This window comes from Vibrio ostreicida (genome assembly GCF_013074385.2).
In the GTDB taxonomy this organism is placed as follows: domain Bacteria; phylum Pseudomonadota; class Gammaproteobacteria; order Enterobacterales; family Vibrionaceae; genus Vibrio; species Vibrio ostreicida.
Window position 1 is genome coordinate 640,156 of sequence record NZ_JABEYA020000001.1, and the last position, 17,269, is coordinate 657,424.

Genomic DNA, 17,269 nt, shown 5'->3' on the forward strand with positions numbered 1-17,269 from the left:
ATCCTGACATGAATGATCGAAACTTAGCATGAGCAAGGAAACTCGAAATGGACAAGATTTTTAACTTTAGCGCTGGACCCGCTGGGTTGCCAAAAGCCGTTATGGAAAAAGCGCAAGCGGAATTCGTTGAGTGGGGTGGACTGGGTACTTCCGTCATGGAAATCAGTCATCGAAGTAAAGAGTTTATCGAGGTCGCAGAACAAGCAGAGCAAGATCTGCGAGATTTATTAGCTATCCCAGACAACTATAAAGTTCTTTTTTGTCAAGGGGGCGCGCGGGCTCAGTTTGCTGCGGTACCGCTTAACTTGCTTGGTGGGGCGAGCACAGCGACTTACATCGATGCGGGTTATTGGGCGAAAAGCGCCATTACAGAGGCGCAAAAGTACTGTCAAGTGGCATCTTTTAACGCGAAAACGACGAGAGATGGGAAAGTGGCGGTTATGGATGTGGCCGAATGGAAGGTTGATCCGCAATCGGCCTACGTGCATTTTTGCCCGAATGAAACCATTGACGGTATTGAAATTAGCCAATTGCCAATAACAGACAAGCCTATCGTGGCCGATATGTCTTCGACTATTTTGTCGCGAGAAATCGATGTTTCTCAGTATGGTGTGATCTATGCCGGTGCCCAAAAGAATATTGGCCCTTCAGGTTTATGTATTGCGATAGTACGGGAAGATTTGCTAGAACTCGCCCACGAACTGTTACCCAGTTTTCTCAGTTATAAAGTGCAGGCAGAAAAAGACTCCATGTTTAATACCCCGCCCACATTTGCGTGGTATTTGTCGGGTTTAGTCTTCAAATGGCTTAAAGAACAAGGTGGAGTGTCGGCGATTGAACAAATCAATCGTAAGAAAGCCCATCTGCTTTACGACTGCATTGACCAATCTGAATTTTACAAAAATGACGTCCATGAGTTAAACCGTTCGCGTATGAATGTTCCCTTTCAATTGGCCAAACCTGAGTTAGATGATCTTTTTCTTGAGCAAGCAAAAGCAAAAGGTCTGGTGTCGCTGAAAGGTCACAGAGCAGTGGGAGGCATAAGAGCCTCACTGTACAATGCCATGCCACTTGAGGGGGTGAAGGCTCTGGTGACGTTCATGGATGAGTTTGAGAAAGCGTATGCCTGAATCCGAGCCCTCAAACTTTGATGTCTATCAAAGTCTGAAACGAGCCACCACCTGCTCTAGTTTTTCGACTTTTCGATAGAGTTCGCTAACCGCTTCAGCACCATCCTGAGTCGTGCGAACGGAGTTTGCAGCAATTTGGCTGATGGTGTTGATGTCTCTCGAAATTTCTTCGGCGGCTCCAGACTGCTCATTCCCTGCGGTGGCGATCATATCTATCATTTGGTTAACATCTTGTGCCCGAGAGACAATTTGCACTAGCGCTTCACCCGCCGAATCTGACAGTGTGACGCCTTCGGCAACTAAGTGCGTGCCTTCTTTCATTCTTTCTACCGCCTGACGGGTCTCATTTTGAATCGATGAAATGAGACCGCCGACTTCTTCCGTGGCTTTGGATGTTCTTTCCGCGAGGCCACGGACTTCATCGGCCACAACGGCAAAGCCTCTTCCTAGCTCTCCCGCTCGGGCTGCTTCGATGGCGGCGTTGAGTGCTAAAAGGTTGGTTTGCTCTGCAATATCATTGATGACTTTGATTACATTGCCGATTTCTTCGCCTCGCTTGCCCAAACTGTCGACGGTTTCCGCGGTTTCATTGACGACTTCAGAGATACGATTCATTCCGTGTACGGTTTCCTGCATGAGTTTTCCGCCGTTGGTCGCCTCTTCACCCGCTTGGCGTGAGCTCGAGGCGGCATCTGTGCTTTGCTCTGCTACCTGACTTACTGACATGGTCATTTCTTCCACGGCACTGGCTATTAAGGTGGCTTTATCCGCTTGTTCCTCGATTCCAGAAGCGACAAGCCGGCTGGTGTCATCGACGGTTTTGGTGTTGTTTGATACTTCCGAAGCTACTTGAATAATGTTAGATAGCACATCCCTCAGTGATTGTTGCATACCATCAATGGCCCTTGCTAGCTCACCCAATTCATCTTTATTGGTCTCGTTGATGGGCGCTTCTGACAAGTTGCCTCCTGCAATTGATTTTGCTTTTTCAGCAATAACGTCAAGACGTTTCTTAATGACCTCAGATAGGCCCCATGCGACGACAATGCCGACCACAAGGACAATAATGACATTGGCGGTCAACCAAACAACGATGGTAGACATATTATCATTGAGGTTGACCAAGGCGGCGAGGGAATCGTTGGTTTCTTCATTTGCTGAGGTATTTAATATGTCCTCAAGAGGCACGATGGTTGATTGTTTTAAATCGGCGACGAGTTGATTGGCCATTCTTTTCCCTGTTGGGTCATAGCCTTCAAAGACCTCTTGAGCGATGCGTATGATGTCGAAATAGTATTGCTCTACCTCATCAATGTGATTGATGGCTTGAGGGTTTTGTACTAACGGACGAAGCTTTTCAATATAGTCAGAAAATGAACCAGCATCATTGTTGAACGTATCCCTTGCTGAAGGGTTGCCCATTATATAAGCGTTAAGCGTTGCTATCATATCACCAGCCTCATCAACCAGTTCAAGATAATAGCGGATCGTGGGCAAATCAAAATTAAGAGAACGGCTTAGGCTGGTGCTTCTGTATGCGTCAGCCACTCTTTGTTCCGCCGCTTGGTCAAGAAGGTTTTCGAGAGGGACACCGATATCCTGAGTTAACTGATGGATCTTTTTGATGGCTTCTTTCTCGTCGGCAGGATTGTATTGGGCAAAGACGCCTTGTTTCACTTGTTCAATGTAGTGATTCGATAAAGAAAGGATTTTGTTCATTTTTTCAACATCAGCGTCTTTGCTAGACTCCAGCGCACGCAGCTGTGAAAAATGCTCTTGAAATTCACGAGCGTTACGCTCAAATACATTACGCTGTCCTGCATCGCCATTAAGATATTCAAGTGCATTGGTTTGTAAGATACCGACTTTATTAAGGACATTAAAATAGGCAAGTACACCAGGTACATCATCTGATTCAATTTCTTCTGAGACCATAGAAGAGTGATTGACCAAAGACCAGACGACAAAAGCAAGAATAAGCGTTGTAATGACAATAATTGAAAAACCCATATAGAGGGCGTGGGACAAACGAAGGTTCATCTAGAGTCTCCAGTGACGTCGTTTTACTTCACTAAGTATGGAGTCTATCAACCAAGGCGCAACTAATTCCCCCAATTATCCATTGAGTGGTGTCACCAAAACAAAAAATCGCAGCCAAAGCTGCGATCAATAAATGAAGGTAGGGCGTCTACGGCTAACGGCGTTTTGGCTTGCGACTCACATTTGGTTTGTTGTTTGAACCGCCCTCGGACTTCACCTTGCTCAATCCTGCAGGCTTAGTGTTGTCTGACTGGCGACGGTTGTGAGTTTTTCCGCTGCCTGAGTCATTCATTTTCTCAAAGCCCGGTTGGCTCTTGGTGTGCTTGGTAGCAAATCGGTTAGAGCCATGTCTTCCTGATTTTCTTCGTTGAGCTGGCGTTAACGTGTCATTATCTTCCGCGGGAACCAGACAGCTTGGTTTATCACCAATAAGGTACTTTTTCCCCATACTGATCAAGGCTTCGCGTATTACGGGCCAGTTTGCAGGATCATGATAACGCAGCAAAGCTTTATGCAAGCGTCGCTGACGATCACCTTTGGCGACAGGCACGATTTCTCGTTTTTTGTATTTGACTCGTTTGAGTGGATTGGTTTCTGAGTAATACATTGACGTGGCATTACACATCGGTGAAGGATAAAAGTTTTGGACCTGATCGCACTCGAAATCATTTTTCTTGAGCCACAATGCCAGATTCAACATATCTTCATCTTTAGTCCCAGGGTGTGCTGAGATAAAGTAAGGGATAAGGTATTGTTTTTTGCCTGCTTCAGCGCTGTATTTCTCGAACATTTCTTTGAATTTGTCATAGGTTCCCATGCCCGGCTTCATCATCAGGTCTAATGGGCCTTGCTCGGTATGTTCTGGCGCAATTTTAAGATAGCCACCGACGTGGTGCGTGACCAACTCTTTAACGTATTCAGGTGATTCGATAGCGAGATCGTAGCGAACGCCGGAAGCAACCATGACGTTTTTTACGCCCTTTACATTTCTTGCTGCACGGTAAAGATCGATCGTATGCTTATGATCAGTATTGAGTTTGTTACATATCCCAGGAAACACGCAAGAAGGTCGTCGGCAATTGGCTTCAGCTTTAGGATCGCTGCAACCCAAGCGATACATATTGGCCGTCGGGCCTCCTAGATCGGAGATCGTCCCAGTAAAGCCAGGGACCTTATCACGAATGTTTTCAATCTCATTGATGATTGACTCTTGCGAACGATTCTGAATAATTCGTCCTTCATGCTCTGTTATTGAACAAAATGAACATCCACCAAAACAGCCTCGCATGATATTGACCGACGTTTTGATCATATCGTAAGCCGGGATCTTCGCTTTACCGTATTGGGGGTGTGGTACGCGTGCATAAGGGAGCCCAAAGACATAATCCATTTCTGGTGTCGATAGGGGAATCGGAGCCTGATTGACCCACAGCTCACGGTCACCATGGCGCTGAATCAGCGCTCGGCCAGAGTAGGGATTCGTTTCTAGATGCATAATGCGGCTGGCATGCGCATAAAGTACGCGGTCATTGCTGAGTTTTTCGAAGTGAGGAATGCGTACTGCAGTGTTCGCTGCATCATGACGAGATGGACGAATAGCTATCGGTTTTGCTTCTGTCTCTTGTCCCTTTGTCTTCGTTTCGCATTGTTCCTCGACAGCGTAAGGGTTGGGCGGAACAAAGGCTTCTTTACGAGGTTTTTCTATTCTGGACGAATCGACAACCTCGAAACCTTCTGGTGGGGTAGGCAAGCTAACGACGGTTCCACGAATGTATTTGAGATCGGCAATATCTTCACCGTCAGCCAAACGATGAGCGACTTCCACTAAAGCGCGTTCAGCATTGCCGAATAACAGAATGTCGGCTTTGGCATCAAACAGAATGGAGCGACGTACTTTGTCTGACCAATAATCGTAGTGGGCCAGTCGACGCAGGCTGGCTTCAATACCACCAAGCACAATAGGAACCCCTTTATACGCTTCTCGACAACGTTGGGAGTAAACTAAGGTGGCGCGATCGGGTCTTTTCCCACCTACGTTGTTAGGTGTATAGGCGTCGTCATGGCGCAATTTACGATCCGCGGTATAGCGATTAATCATCGAATCCATATTGCCTGCTGTGATGCCGAAAAATAGATTTGGACGACCTAACTCTGTAAACGCGATTTTGTCTTGCCACTCCGGCTGAGCAATGATTCCTACTCTAAAACCTTGTGCCTCGAGCAAGCGCCCGATGATCGCCATTCCAAAACTGGGGTGATCGACATAGGCATCACCCGTGACAATAATAATGTCGCAGCTATCCCATCCAAGGGCATCCATTTCCTTTCGGCTGGTAGGCAGAAAAGGGGCAGGGCCAAAACATTCCGCCCAGTATTTTTTTTGCTCATGAATAGGAGTTGTCGTGCTGTACATATTTTGTTCTCTGTGCCAAGGAGCGCGAATTATAGCGACTTGCGTGCCTTCTATCCACCACTACATTCCTTATCATCATGACAGTCTCAACTCATCGTGTTGTGGTTTCTGTTAACAAGGTGGCGGATTAAACGAGAGAACCTGACTACAGTTATAGGCACTAGGTTGATTATTGGGATAAATGGACTGCTTATGGAAAATGACATTCTGGCGAAGAATTCAGCGATATTTTTAACGTCAAAACGCCAGCCCAAGTATCGAACCTATCCTTGGGAGCTTGATTTGTCGATCCAGCAATTTACTGCTGATAAAGAGCTGATGGAACAATTGTTCGGTGAGGCATCAACCACCATTTCTGCTAAGTATTTACTCAGGCTTGTGCCTTCTTCTCAGCGTCGAATGGTGCATCGTACATTTAAGCAGGTCTTAACATCTGAGCATTCCAAAACATTTCACTGTTGTCTCATGACACCAACAAGTTTGTTCACCTTTGTTGAGTTCACCATTTCTCAACGAAGTGAAACCGCATTGATGGGGACGATAGCCCCTTGTTTAGTGGTGCCGTCACAAATGGCGGCGGCGGATATCTTTTATTCGGTGTTTGAAAACCGTCATCATGGTGTATTGGTGGCGGATTCTGAAACGCGGATCTTGGCGTGTAATCGTCAGTTTGAGCGTTTAACGGGTTATGAAATGAGGGATTTGGTTGGATTGAAGACCAAGGTCTTCAATGCTGAAGTGCTCAGCGAAGAATACTACGAAGCCTTGTGGCAAAAAATTGAACGTCACGGTTACTGGAGTGGAACCATACTGACACGCAAAGCCGATGGTGGCGCGATACCACAGGATATGACGATTCACAAAATTGCGCCAGGTAACGGTCAACATTATTATTTAGGGTTTTCATCCGACCTCTCTGACCAACTCAGCCGACTCGACGACCATCAAGAGGGAGGGGTAGATTTACTGACACAACTGCCAAGCACTGAGCGGTTTATCCAAAGCCTGACTACATTTTGCAACGAAAGTCAGCCAGACACCCCTTTGATCCTACTGGCTCTTCAGCCTCATTTCCCAAGTTCTAATGAGCAGGAAATTAAACGTCAGTTTGCCAGTTACATTGCCGAGAGTACTCGAACTCTCATTGCTGGCTATTTAGGTGAGAGTCGTTTTGTTGTTCTATTGTCGGGTGACAGTGCCAGCTCTGAACAGAGTATTAGGGTCATTCGCAAAGCGATTAAGTTGTTTTTTCATAGTTTTAATCATGCGCAAGGGTCGGTCGCGTTAGCAATGAAAACTGGCTTAACGGGTGTCTCTTTGTTTCATCATGATGCTCAAACCCCTGATCAGTTAGTTTCTCATGCCTTTCAGGCTTTGTTTGGCATTAAAAAAAATGACAGTAAACACGTGGTATTTTACGATCGAAAAATTCATGGCCAGATTGAGCGTAAAAAGCAACTGGAAGTCAAGGTGACTCAAGCTATCTTAAGTGAATCCATCGACGTTCATTTTCAGCCGATTGTTGACCTCAAGCACGGCCGAATTGATAAGTTCGAGGCGCTATGTCGTTTTCCAGATTTCGGTGAGTTAGCAGCGTCTACGCAAGAGCTCATCAATATTGTTGAAGACCTCGATCAGATCATTGAGTTAGATGATGTGGTTAACAGAAAATCGATGGCCAGTTTATCAGAGTTGCAAGCGCTGTTCGGAGAGCATATCGGTTTGTCGGTTAATCGTTCCTTTTATTGCAAGGAAGATGTCACCGAGGTGCTCAGACATTGCGTTGATTTGATTGGGCAAAGTGGTCTCTCCCCCCATCATTTAACCATAGAATTTACCGAAAGTGCTTATTTCGAAAGTAACCGTCATCAAGAACAGCTGTTGGATACGATCAGAAAGGCCGGTGTGACGATTGCTGTCGATGACTTTGGTACTGGCTCTGCGTCATTAAGCTACCTCAACAAGCGTTATTTTGACGTACTCAAAATTGATCAAATGTTTGTCAACGGACTCTCGTTAGGCAGTCGACAGTATCATATCGTTAAAACGATAATTCATTTGGCGCAAAAGTTAGGCTTAAAAGTGGTGGCAGAAGGAGTAGAAACGCAAGAAGAGTTAGACATCTTAAGCGACCTCGGCACTGATTATATTCAGGGCTACTTTTTTTCTAAACCTTTATCGCTAGAAGATTTGCGTCATGTCGGGGCCTTGTCTATTTTCACCGAAAAGGAGCCGACAAACGTGGTGACTTTACTCTCACTCAGGACGCGAGATCTACCTAAGCTCGATCCCGGAGACCCACTCTCATTGATTCACGCTTATTTTGAAAGTGAGTCAGTATCGGTGATACCTGTCATTGATTCTGGACACTGTGTCGGTTTGGTTGACCGAGTCGCGATGAGTTTGCATATGACGGTGAATATGGGCACCGATCACGAAACAAATCAAGAGCAGGCCAATTGGTCTAAACCCGCCAACAGAATGATGACGCTACCTCTGGTGCAAATTGATTGTCAGACCCCAGTCTCAAAAGTGATCAGCTTACTTGATCAAAAAGAATTACCTTGGGTGCTAACGGACAGTGATGGCAAATTTAAAGGTATCGTCGAACAGAAACACATCATGGGCTTTTTAACCGAACAAGTCCCTTGATGGCGTTAGCCAGTCTGCTATGATTGCCGCCCCTTAACATTACATTGACAAGACATATCATGGTTCAGCAATTATTAGCCGCACTCGCTCCGATGTTACTGGGAGCTCAGCTACTTGTGACGCTTATTTTGATCAAGGGTGAGCTTTGTCCGGGTCAGCGTGGCCGGATCCATAAAATGCTACCTGTCTTCGCGATTCTTTGGTTAGCGGTGGCTTCGATTCACATTGAAGCGATGATGATGGCGTTTGCTTTGGCGTATTTTTACTCTCAGGTCCAAACAAAAAAAACCAGAGTGCAAGGTCCTTTATGGGTGATGCATGTGGCGAATGGTCTTGCTCTCGTTTATATCGGGATTGAGATGACTAAAAAGCCTGATATTGTCGCTGGTATCAATACAGGGATACAAGTCGTTTTGCTTGGTGCCGTTTTTGCCCACCTTCTGTTGACCGTCGCCCGAACCCGTTTACAAGCCTTTCATCGCCTCCTGCCTGCGACGGGAGTAGTGTCGACCATGTTGATTTGCTTGACAGTATTATACAAGTCTCTTGAACTGAGTGAGCCAGCACTGATTGAAGTCGGGGAATCCGTGTTATTGAGTTTCGTATTGTCTATCGCGGCAATCTTAATTTGGTGTGCTCATATCATATTGTCAAAACCCGTTCACAAGTTATCACTGACAGCCGCCGTGATTATGTTGCTGCTGGCCACGACCATGAACCAAGTATTGTTTATCGTTTAGAAGTATTTCATGGTGAGCTTCTTATTTCGGGTCTACGCTTTCTTGAGCGAGAAGCAAAGGAGCATTGTGATGGACTTGAGCAACATAGGTAGCTTAGATAGTGTGATCTTGCTTGGGATTGTGAATGAAAAACTCCGGATAGAATGCCACAGCTTACAAGACTTGGTCACCATGTATGAGATGGACGCCGACACCTTGGTTGTGAAACTGGATGTTGTTGGTTACTGCTATGATCCTTTGACCAACCAGTTTAAGGCCAATGCAGGCTAAACTAGAGTCACCTGACCGTACTCCTAAACAACGTTGATCCCTTCAAGATGATTTTTCGACTGATGTCTGGCGGTGTTAAAAAATGCCTGAAGATAGCGTTTATTTTTTTCTCCGTGACGAGTGGCCGCAAAGAGTCTGCGAGAAAGGCCTGATCCAAAAGATAGGCTGGTAATCAGCCCTTGACGTGAGAACTCGCTGATTGCCCAATTGGGCAGAGCGGCGACGCCAAGACCCGCAGAAACCATTTGCACGAGCATCAACGTATTATCAGCTTGTTTCCATTTAGCAGGCTCAATACCAGCGGGTTGAAGAAAGTGCTTCACCACATCAAGACGATTCTTTTGCACCGGATAGGAAAGCATGGTCTCACTTTGTAAATCCTGTGGCTCGATGCTGGTTTTCGACGCCAATCGATGATTGGTCGCAGTAACCAATCGCATTTCAAAATCAAATAAGGGTTCATAATGAACCTCTGAGCGCGGCTGGATATCCGATGTGATCACGAGATCAAGCTCACCATTTAACAAGGCGGGAAGAGGTTCAAAGCCGAAGCCAGACGAAAAGTCTAATGTCACGCTTGGCCAAGCGACTTGATACTCTCTCAGTGCCGGCATTAGCCATTGAAAACAAGAATGGCATTCAATGGCCATATGCAAACGACCATTGACATCTTCTTTGAGACTGGCCAGTTCGTTCTCTGAACGGGCGATTTGGGGCAGTACCTCATCGGCAAGTCGCAGCAGGATGTCCCCTTCTGACGTAAATCTCACGGGGCGAGTTTTACGCAAAAACAGTGGTGCGCCAATACGTGATTCAAGGTCTTTGAGTTGATGGGATAGGGCCGACTGAGTCAGATGCAAATGGGTCGCCGTTGCGGTGAGAGAACCCGTGTTCCTTAAAGTGGACAGTGTTTTCAAGTGTTTAAGCTCTATCATGAATTCCCTTCAACTTTTAGCTGTTAACGATGAATACAACTAACTTACCTGCAATTACCGGATGTGTAAACATCTAGATGGCCAAGTGTTGAGTTTGTCTCCGTGTCCAACTCGGTAATATGAATTTTCCTAATGATCAGTGTGAGCAATTGGAGATTGTACCGAGCGCGTTTAATGGAGATAGTTTAGCCATCTAGACGCCTCGTTATTTGGCGACTTATTTGGCAGACATTGATAGCGAAACCACATTGAAAGGATCAACCGCATGGCAACGACAACTCATATATTAGGCTACCCAAGAATTGGTGAAAAACGTCAACTCAAGTTCGCATTGGAAAAATATTGGCGTGGTGAGATTGAGCAAGAAGAGCTCAAATCTGTGGGATCAGGTTTAAGGCACCATCATTGGCAAACACAGATGGATGCGGGGCTAAGTTATGTCACGGCGGGAGATTTTGCGTGGTATGATCATGTGTTGACAACCACATTACTCCTCGGTCATGTACCAAAGCGTCATCGTGATGGGCCTTCTGATCTGGATACCTTGTTCAGAGTAGGCCGTGGACAGTCTCAGGCTGGTCGTGACGGCAGCGGCTCAGCGGCATCGGATATGACCAAGTGGTTTAACACCAATTACCACTATATCGTTCCGGAGTTCAGCAAAGATGACCGTTTTGATGTCAGTTGGCCTCAACTGTTTGATGAAGTCCATGAAGCGGTGAAAACTGGCCACCGTGTTAAGCCTGTGCTTTTGGGGCCACTCAGCTATCTGTACTTGGGCAAAGAAATTGAACAGGATTTTGATCGTTTGTCACTTTTACCACATTTGTTAACGGCCTATCAAAGCATACTAGCGAAACTAAAAGAACAAGGAGTCGAATGGGTCCAGATAGATGAACCCATACTGTCTCTGGAACTTGAACAATCTTGGTGCGATGCCTTTCAGCCGGCATATCAGGCCATCCGCAGCGATGTCAAAATCCTTTTGACAACTTACTTTGATTCCGTCACAGACACGTTGGAAAGAATTGTGGAGCTCGATGTCGATGGACTGCATGTTGATGTTTGCGCAGCGCCTGAGCAATTGGAAACGATCATTCCATTTCTTCCCGATCATTGGGTTCTCTCTGTCGGGGCGATCAACGGGCGAAACGTTTGGCGAGCCGATCTTAGTGACTTGCGCCAGCGTTTACAGCCAATAAAAGATAAGTTAGAAGAGAAACTTTGGGTGGCCAGTTCCTGTTCGTTGCTTCACAGCCCAGTTGATTTGGACATGGAACCAACACTCTCTGAGGAAGTGCGCAGTTGGTTCGCATTTGCTAAACAAAAAGTCAGTGAAGTCGCCTTATTAGGACGAGCTTTAGATGGCGATTTACAAGCGATACAAGCGTGTGAACAATACAGCCAACCGATACAGGCTCGCAAGAATGCCAGTCACGTTAATAAGCCTCAAATTCAGGCCCGCTTAAGTCAGTTGAACAGAGCAATGGCTGAGCGCAGTGCGCCGTATGCTGAGCGAGCTGTTCATCAACAGGAAGTCCTCGGTTTGCCGCTTTTTCCAACCACAACCATAGGGTCGTTTCCGCAAACCAATGAAATCCGTCTTCAACGCAGTGCGTTTCGAAGTGGGCAGTTATCGGAGCCGGAGTATATCAGTGCGCTAAAAGGTCATATAAAAGATGCGGTTCAGCGTCAGGAAGCGTTGGATCTTGATGTTCTAGTCCACGGTGAAGCGGAAAGAAACGATATGGTCGAGTACTTTGCTGAAAATTTGGCAGGTTTTCAGACGACCCAATTCGGTTGGGTGCAAAGTTACGGTTCACGATGTGTCAAACCTGCGATTGTCGTCGCCGATATTGAACGTGAACAGTCTATGACGGTCGAATGGTCCACCTACGCTCAGTCTTTGACCTCTAAACAAATGAAAGGCATGTTGACAGGGCCAGTAACGATTCTCTGTTGGACATTCCCTCGAGAGGACATCAGTCGCAAAGACATTACCAACCAGCTTGCGCTTGCGCTTCGTGACGAGGTTTCCGATTTGCAGGACGCGGGGATCAATATTATCCAAATTGATGAGCCTGCCATTCGGGAAGGTCTGCCACTCAAAAAGCGCGACCATGGACAATATCTTGAATGGGCGGTCAATGCTTTTAAGATTTCAGCGGCGAGTGCGAAGCCTGAAACACAGATTCATACTCATATGTGCTATTCGGAATTCAACGAAATTATTGATTCTGTCGCCGCCTTGGATGCCGATGTTATCACCATCGAAACATCACGCTCTAACATGGAACTACTTAAAGCTTTTGAGGAATTCAATTACCCGAACGAAATTGGACCAGGAGTCTATGACATACATTCACCCAATATCCCCAGCGAAGATTGGATAGAAGGCTTATTGAAGAAAGCGGCCGAAAAAATTCCTGTCCAGCGCCTATGGGTTAACCCAGATTGTGGGCTGAAAACGCGCAATTGGTCAGAGACAGAAGCCTCTCTAGCCAACATGGTGTCAGCGGCAAAGAATCTTCGTCAGCAATTCGGGAACTAAGTGGTCAGTATCAGGCCAATGGTTTAAAGGGAAATCCTGTCATAGGATACATACCCTCATCATCATGTGGTGAGGGTTGTTACTATTAAGCACCAAACCCGTTCGAGTTGGTGCTTAATAGTGACACAGAGGCTCATCTGCCGTGTCAAACAATGGGCATAGATAAGGCCTATCTTAGATCGATTCGCCGTTGACACTAACCTCGACATCAATATTGCCGCGAACCGCATTGGAATAAGGGCAGACTTGGTGTGCCAGTCTCGTCAGTTCTAATGCTTGTTCTTGAGGAAGGTCAAGTTGTGCTTCTAATCGAACCGTCAAGGCAAAGCCGCCGTTTTCATTTGGACCAATGCCTACCTCAGCAGTGACAGGCGCTTGTTTAATCGCAACGTTGGTTTCTCTGGAGACGTGAAGAATCGCGTTAGAGAAACAGGCAGAATAACCGGCAGCAAAGAGTTGTTCTGGATTGGTTGCGAGCCCGCTGCCGCCCATTTCTTTGGGGTAAGCAAGATCAAGATGTAATAATCCATCGTCGGTGCTTACTTGACCGTTACGACCTGAAAGTGCTTTGGCGGTGGTTGTATAGAGTGTTTTCATTGATTTTTCCTTTTTATTTAAGTTGTGCACAATTTAATTTCCGACAATCTTATATCGAAAATGAGTTAAGATGCAACTATATTGTGTGCAATTTAATTAAAGAGATCAGATCGACTATGACCAAACGCCGCCAAAAGAGCGATCTCACGAGTGATGAGGCTTTGTTACTCGACAATCAAGTGTGTTTCCCGTTGTACAGTGCTGCAAATGCTGTTAGTCGTGCTTACCGCCCTATCTTGGATCAACTCGAATTGACGTACTCTCAGTATCTAGTGATGATGGTGTTGTGGGAACAAGATGGGGCAAGTGTGAAAGAAGTGGGGGCTCGTCTTTATCTGGACTCCGGTACACTAACACCGCTTCTTAAACGTCTTGAATCGAAGGGGTTTGTGGCTCGATCGCGCAGTGAGGAGGATGAACGGGTAAGAGTACTGAATCTGACTGCAGAAGGCCGACGCCTTCAAAAAGTGGCGAATTCAGTGCCCAGCGCGATGAAATGTAAAATAGATTTGTCGATTGACGAGTTAATGAGTTTGAAGCATTTGTGTGAAAAAGTCGTCAAGAAGCTGGCCTAATGGTGCGGACGTTAAGATCAATCAAGAGGGTAATGTGGCCAGAACGCGTTCTGGCCACATTAGGTTTAACGGTAAATCTAAGTTAAAGCGTCAACAAGTAATTCACCAGTTGGTTGTATTCGTCAACTGAGCGAATCTTCTCCGTTTTAACAATATACTTATTGTTGACCAGTACCCCAGGTACTCCGGTTAGCGTACTCTTATCAAACTGTTTATCGAAGCTTCGCTGCATGGCGTTGACAACAAAGCTGTTGTAAGTTGAGTCGTACTTTTGGGGTTCGACGCCATTGTCAATGAAGAGCTGGCGCAGTGATTGTTCGTTGTTAGGCGCGCTGCGTTTCTCATGGATCTGTTTAAACATAGCAGGCACCATCGTCTTTTCTACGCCTAATGACACCATCGTGGCGTAAGACTTGGCCATAGGAATCGCCATATTGCCGCCCATAAAAGCCACATGTACTTTTTCAAAGGTCGTCCCAGCGGGTAAAGCGGATTTGAGGCGCTCTATTGCGGGTTCGAATTGATAACAATGTGGGCAGTAAAAGGAGAAAAATTCAATCACTTTAGGGGTGGCGGATTTTTCTGTCTCTAGCACTTGGTAATGTGTCCCCAACTCGAATTTTGCTGCGTGAGCACTCACAGTGAGCAAAAGAGATATAAACAGGGTGAACAACGTTTTCATTGATTAAATTCCTTATTGAAACAGTAATTTTAAGCCTAATTGGCTGGTATTTGTGTCAGATTAAGGAATGAGTAATGGGAGGGCGAAAGGGCACCTGAATTCTTGTGACCACTTTATCGATGCCATCGTTGCCAATTGGAGCACGTGAAGTATCCGGGAAATGAGAAGGCGACATACTTGAAATAAACGGAAGGTTAAAAACGCAAGCGGAAGTGCAACAATGTACCGATGCAGAAAGATCGCTGTGCGTTGATATTGAACATTCCACAGGCTGAATATGCCGGTTTTCGTGTGAATCAAACAGGCGCTCATTGACTGCGACAGGTGAAGGTTCAGCGATTGGCATACTCCACGCTACACTGGCAAAAACAAGCGTAAAAACAATCAGCAACAAAAAATACAGCGGACGAACAACCAGAGCGAGATTTCCTTCAGTGGGGGATGATAATGGGGGGATGGCATATTGTTCATTGATATATGCTTACCCTTGCTACTTGCAAAATTATGCCACACATAATGATCTCATCAAGTGATAATCAACACGTAAACCGCGATAACGCCAGCATAATTGATCTGGCGATAGCCATAGAGCGTGTTTCTTTGGTTGATAAAGCGAACTTTATCCACTTACGGGGTGTCATAAACCACATTGTCAATATAAACGGACAGATGCATGCTGCATGTTACTCGTATTCTCTTAATCAATTTATTCCTATTTCCTCTTCAAGTGCTGGCGCAACAACCAGTGATATATCAGTTATCGGTGGATCATGACGATCCTGACTCGGTAAAAGTTGATGTCGATACACAGTCTCTTGGCACGATTGAATTCAACCCTTCGAGGACACGTGGTAATGATACTCAGCCGCAACTGTATTGTACCGAGAGTAGAGAGCACACTTTTTCGCTGTCCTACGGGCAAGCAGCACAATGTCAAAGCGTGCACTGGAGATTGCCGTTAGATAACGTCACAGCCGAAGGGCTAGACATCGCCGACCAACAAGACAGCCGTAGCGTTCAAAAAGGTTGGTATTTTGTGAGCGAATGGAATTCTCTACCGAGAATAAAACAAGTCGAAGATGTGGTTGTATGTGGTCCAGACAAACGTTGTCAGCCGATACCTAAGCTTTCCCAAGCGCCGGCATTTGTTGTTTGGGGTATGCAAGACTTATCACTGGATATTAATGGACATACGGTGAGGGTGTATAGTGACGTCGATAACGTTATGCACGATTTGGCACGTTGGAAACCGACGTTTGAAAGGCAGTTGAGTTATCTTGAGAATGTCTTTTCAAACCCTGATCGTAAACAATGGCAAATGGCCTTTTTTGAACGGAAGAAAAGAGCGGGCAACCTGAGTGGGGCGGCAGGTAATGCGTTAATTTTGATCAACACACTAACGGATAATTCAGGCACTCTATCCGAGCATTCTATCCAGATGCTACTAAAAATTGCGGCGCATGAATCAGTGCATATCATGGATACGGCCTCTCGACCCACTTGGGCTGCTGAAAGTCTCGCCGAGTATTACGCGATGAAGTCGTTGCAAAATACGGACTATCAAACTAACGATCCTCTGCAAGAGTGGGTGACGTTATCCAAACGCTTTCCGTTTTCCGACACCGGTTTGATCGAAGCGAATCGACGTTACGAACACCAACATCAACAACAATATTACCCCTTGTTTTATTTTAAAGGGGCGGCATTTTGGTTCGAGTTAGACCGACAACTGGTCAAGAAAGGGACCAGTTTGGACAGTTTAATGGCCGGTTTGATGTTTAAAGAAACGGGGGACTTGTCTGACGGTTTTGTCGCAACCGTCGTCAATCAGGTCGGCGCTCAACCATGGCGAAACATCGAGCAGGCTTACCTTAAATAAAGAAGGGGCGCATTCTATGCGCCCTTTACGATGACCACCTCAGCACTTACTGGTTGAAATACTGCTTCATAATTTTATTGGCGTCGATTTTTTGTAACCCCTGATCAACAATAGCCTTCCATTTTTTTCCAGACTCATCGTTGGCAAAGGCGATGAACAACTCTTTCTCTGCAAGCAATTTTGAGTTCATTTGTAACGTCTCTTTGGCATTGTGTAAATTCTTATCGCTGGACAGGAGGTAAGCCAGCACATTGCTGTCGATTACGGCCAGAGGAATTCGCTGCCCCACTACTTTTTTGAGGTTTTGACTGTCACTGGTCACGGCTTCAGACTGCAACTCTCCGCTGGCAACTAGGGTATCGAGCGCTTCGGTATTCACGTAGCCCCTGACCACGCCGATCTTCATTGACTTGAGATCTTGTAATTGATTCCAAGTAATGGGGTTGGCTTTATTTTCGACAAAACCTAAAGGGCCTGTGCCGATAGGCTCAGAAAAAACCAGATCGTTGGCTTCAAAGTGATACTCTGGGAAATAACCTGCGTACTTCGTTTGACTTTTGGCAAGGTGGACCGCTCTTTCCCAAGGATAAAACTCAACATTGAGTTGATGCCCCATCGCCTCTACGGCTGCTTTTACGACGGCAACGGAGGCACCTTGTGAGTCGAGCGCTCGTCCCGAGTAAGGGGGCCATTCTAACGAGGTCAGAGTGAGTACCTCTGCACGAACAGGAAGGCATATTATTGCCAAACATAGCATCAAAGACTTAAACGGGTTCATTTGATTGTCCCTTTGTTCCGTGAATGT

Annotated in this window: 14 protein-coding genes; 7 read left to right on the forward strand and 7 right to left on the reverse strand. The window is 46.0% G+C overall.

The features are described from left to right. Positions 1–47 precede the first annotated feature (47 nt). Positions 48–1,130 carry a 3-phosphoserine/phosphohydroxythreonine transaminase gene (gene serC / locus HLM86_RS02675; protein ID WP_170882026.1) on the forward strand — a complete coding sequence of 361 codons (1,083 nt, stop codon included), beginning with the start codon at positions 48–50 and terminating at the stop codon, positions 1,128–1,130. A gap of 27 nt (positions 1,131–1,157) precedes the next feature. Here the strand turns inward: serC and HLM86_RS02680 are convergent, their stop codons facing one another. Both HLM86_RS02680 and HLM86_RS02685 read right to left on the reverse strand, forming a co-directional pair. Further along, positions 1,158–3,170, reverse strand: a complete 2,013-nt coding sequence (locus HLM86_RS02680) for a methyl-accepting chemotaxis protein (RefSeq protein WP_170882025.1) — start codon at positions 3,168–3,170, stop codon at positions 1,158–1,160. Between the two features lie 154 nt (positions 3,171–3,324). Further along, the gene (locus HLM86_RS02685; protein ID WP_170882024.1) at positions 3,325–5,583 is read right to left on the reverse strand and encodes a YgiQ family radical SAM protein; all 2,259 of its coding nucleotides are present in this window, start codon (positions 5,581–5,583) and stop codon (positions 3,325–3,327) included. Between the two features lie 192 nt (positions 5,584–5,775). Here HLM86_RS02685 and HLM86_RS02690 point away from each other — a divergent pair, with 192 nt between their 5' ends. The 3 genes from HLM86_RS02690 to HLM86_RS02700 all read left to right on the forward strand — a co-directional run bounded on the left by HLM86_RS02690 (position 5,776) and on the right by HLM86_RS02700 (position 9,245). Next, positions 5,776–8,235 carry an EAL domain-containing protein gene (locus HLM86_RS02690; RefSeq protein WP_170882023.1) on the forward strand — a complete coding sequence of 820 codons (2,460 nt, stop codon included), beginning with the start codon at positions 5,776–5,778 and terminating at the stop codon, positions 8,233–8,235. 59 nt (positions 8,236–8,294) lie between these two features. After that, positions 8,295–8,975 (forward strand): HI_1241 family integral membrane domain, encoded by a 681-nt coding sequence (locus HLM86_RS02695; protein WP_170882022.1) that lies wholly within the window; start codon positions 8,295–8,297, stop codon positions 8,973–8,975. A 69-nt stretch (positions 8,976–9,044) separates the two neighbouring features. Beyond that, positions 9,045–9,245, forward strand: coding sequence for a DUF4250 domain-containing protein (locus HLM86_RS02700; protein WP_076584905.1), 201 nt, complete (start codon positions 9,045–9,047; stop codon positions 9,243–9,245). 23 nt (positions 9,246–9,268) lie between these two features. Here HLM86_RS02700 and metR read toward each other — a convergent pair whose 3' ends face one another. Beyond that, the gene (gene metR, locus HLM86_RS02705; RefSeq protein ID WP_076584903.1) at positions 9,269–10,180 is read right to left on the reverse strand and encodes an HTH-type transcriptional regulator MetR; all 912 of its coding nucleotides are present in this window, start codon (positions 10,178–10,180) and stop codon (positions 9,269–9,271) included. A gap of 265 nt (positions 10,181–10,445) precedes the next feature. On the opposite strand from metR, the gene metE reads away from it, so the two are divergent. Next, on the forward strand, positions 10,446–12,731 hold the full coding sequence (gene metE, locus HLM86_RS02710) for a 5-methyltetrahydropteroyltriglutamate--homocysteine S-methyltransferase (protein ID WP_170882021.1): 2,286 nt from the start codon (positions 10,446–10,448) through the stop codon (positions 12,729–12,731). Positions 12,732–12,905: 174 nt separating this feature from the next. Here metE and ohr read toward each other — a convergent pair whose 3' ends face one another. Then, complete coding sequence (gene ohr, locus HLM86_RS02715; RefSeq protein WP_170882020.1) at positions 12,906–13,328, reverse strand: organic hydroperoxide reductase Ohr; 423 nt, start codon at positions 13,326–13,328, stop codon at positions 12,906–12,908. Positions 13,329–13,444: 116 nt separating this feature from the next. Here ohr and ohrR point away from each other — a divergent pair, with 116 nt between their 5' ends. Further along, a complete protein-coding gene (ohrR, locus tag HLM86_RS02720) occupies positions 13,445–13,903 on the forward strand; it encodes a transcriptional regulator OhrR (RefSeq protein ID WP_076584897.1) in 459 nt (152 codons plus the stop codon). Positions 13,904–13,985: 82 nt separating this feature from the next. Here ohrR and HLM86_RS02725 read toward each other — a convergent pair whose 3' ends face one another. Both HLM86_RS02725 and HLM86_RS02730 read right to left on the reverse strand, forming a co-directional pair. Further along, on the reverse strand, positions 13,986–14,585 hold the full coding sequence (locus HLM86_RS02725; protein ID WP_170882019.1) for a thiol:disulfide interchange protein DsbA/DsbL: 600 nt from the start codon (positions 14,583–14,585) through the stop codon (positions 13,986–13,988). Positions 14,586–14,640: 55 nt separating this feature from the next. Continuing rightward, complete coding sequence (locus tag HLM86_RS02730) at positions 14,641–14,931, reverse strand: hypothetical protein (protein WP_170882018.1); 291 nt, start codon at positions 14,929–14,931, stop codon at positions 14,641–14,643. A 327-nt stretch (positions 14,932–15,258) separates the two neighbouring features. Here HLM86_RS02730 and HLM86_RS02735 point away from each other — a divergent pair, with 327 nt between their 5' ends. Then, positions 15,259–16,464, forward strand: coding sequence for a hypothetical protein (locus HLM86_RS02735; RefSeq protein ID WP_076584893.1), 1,206 nt, complete (start codon positions 15,259–15,261; stop codon positions 16,462–16,464). A gap of 46 nt (positions 16,465–16,510) precedes the next feature. On the opposite strand, the gene HLM86_RS02740 is transcribed toward HLM86_RS02735, so the two are convergent. Then, positions 16,511–17,242 (reverse strand): substrate-binding periplasmic protein, encoded by a 732-nt coding sequence (locus tag HLM86_RS02740; protein ID WP_076584891.1) that lies wholly within the window; start codon positions 17,240–17,242, stop codon positions 16,511–16,513. Between the last annotated feature and the right edge of the window lie 27 nt (positions 17,243–17,269).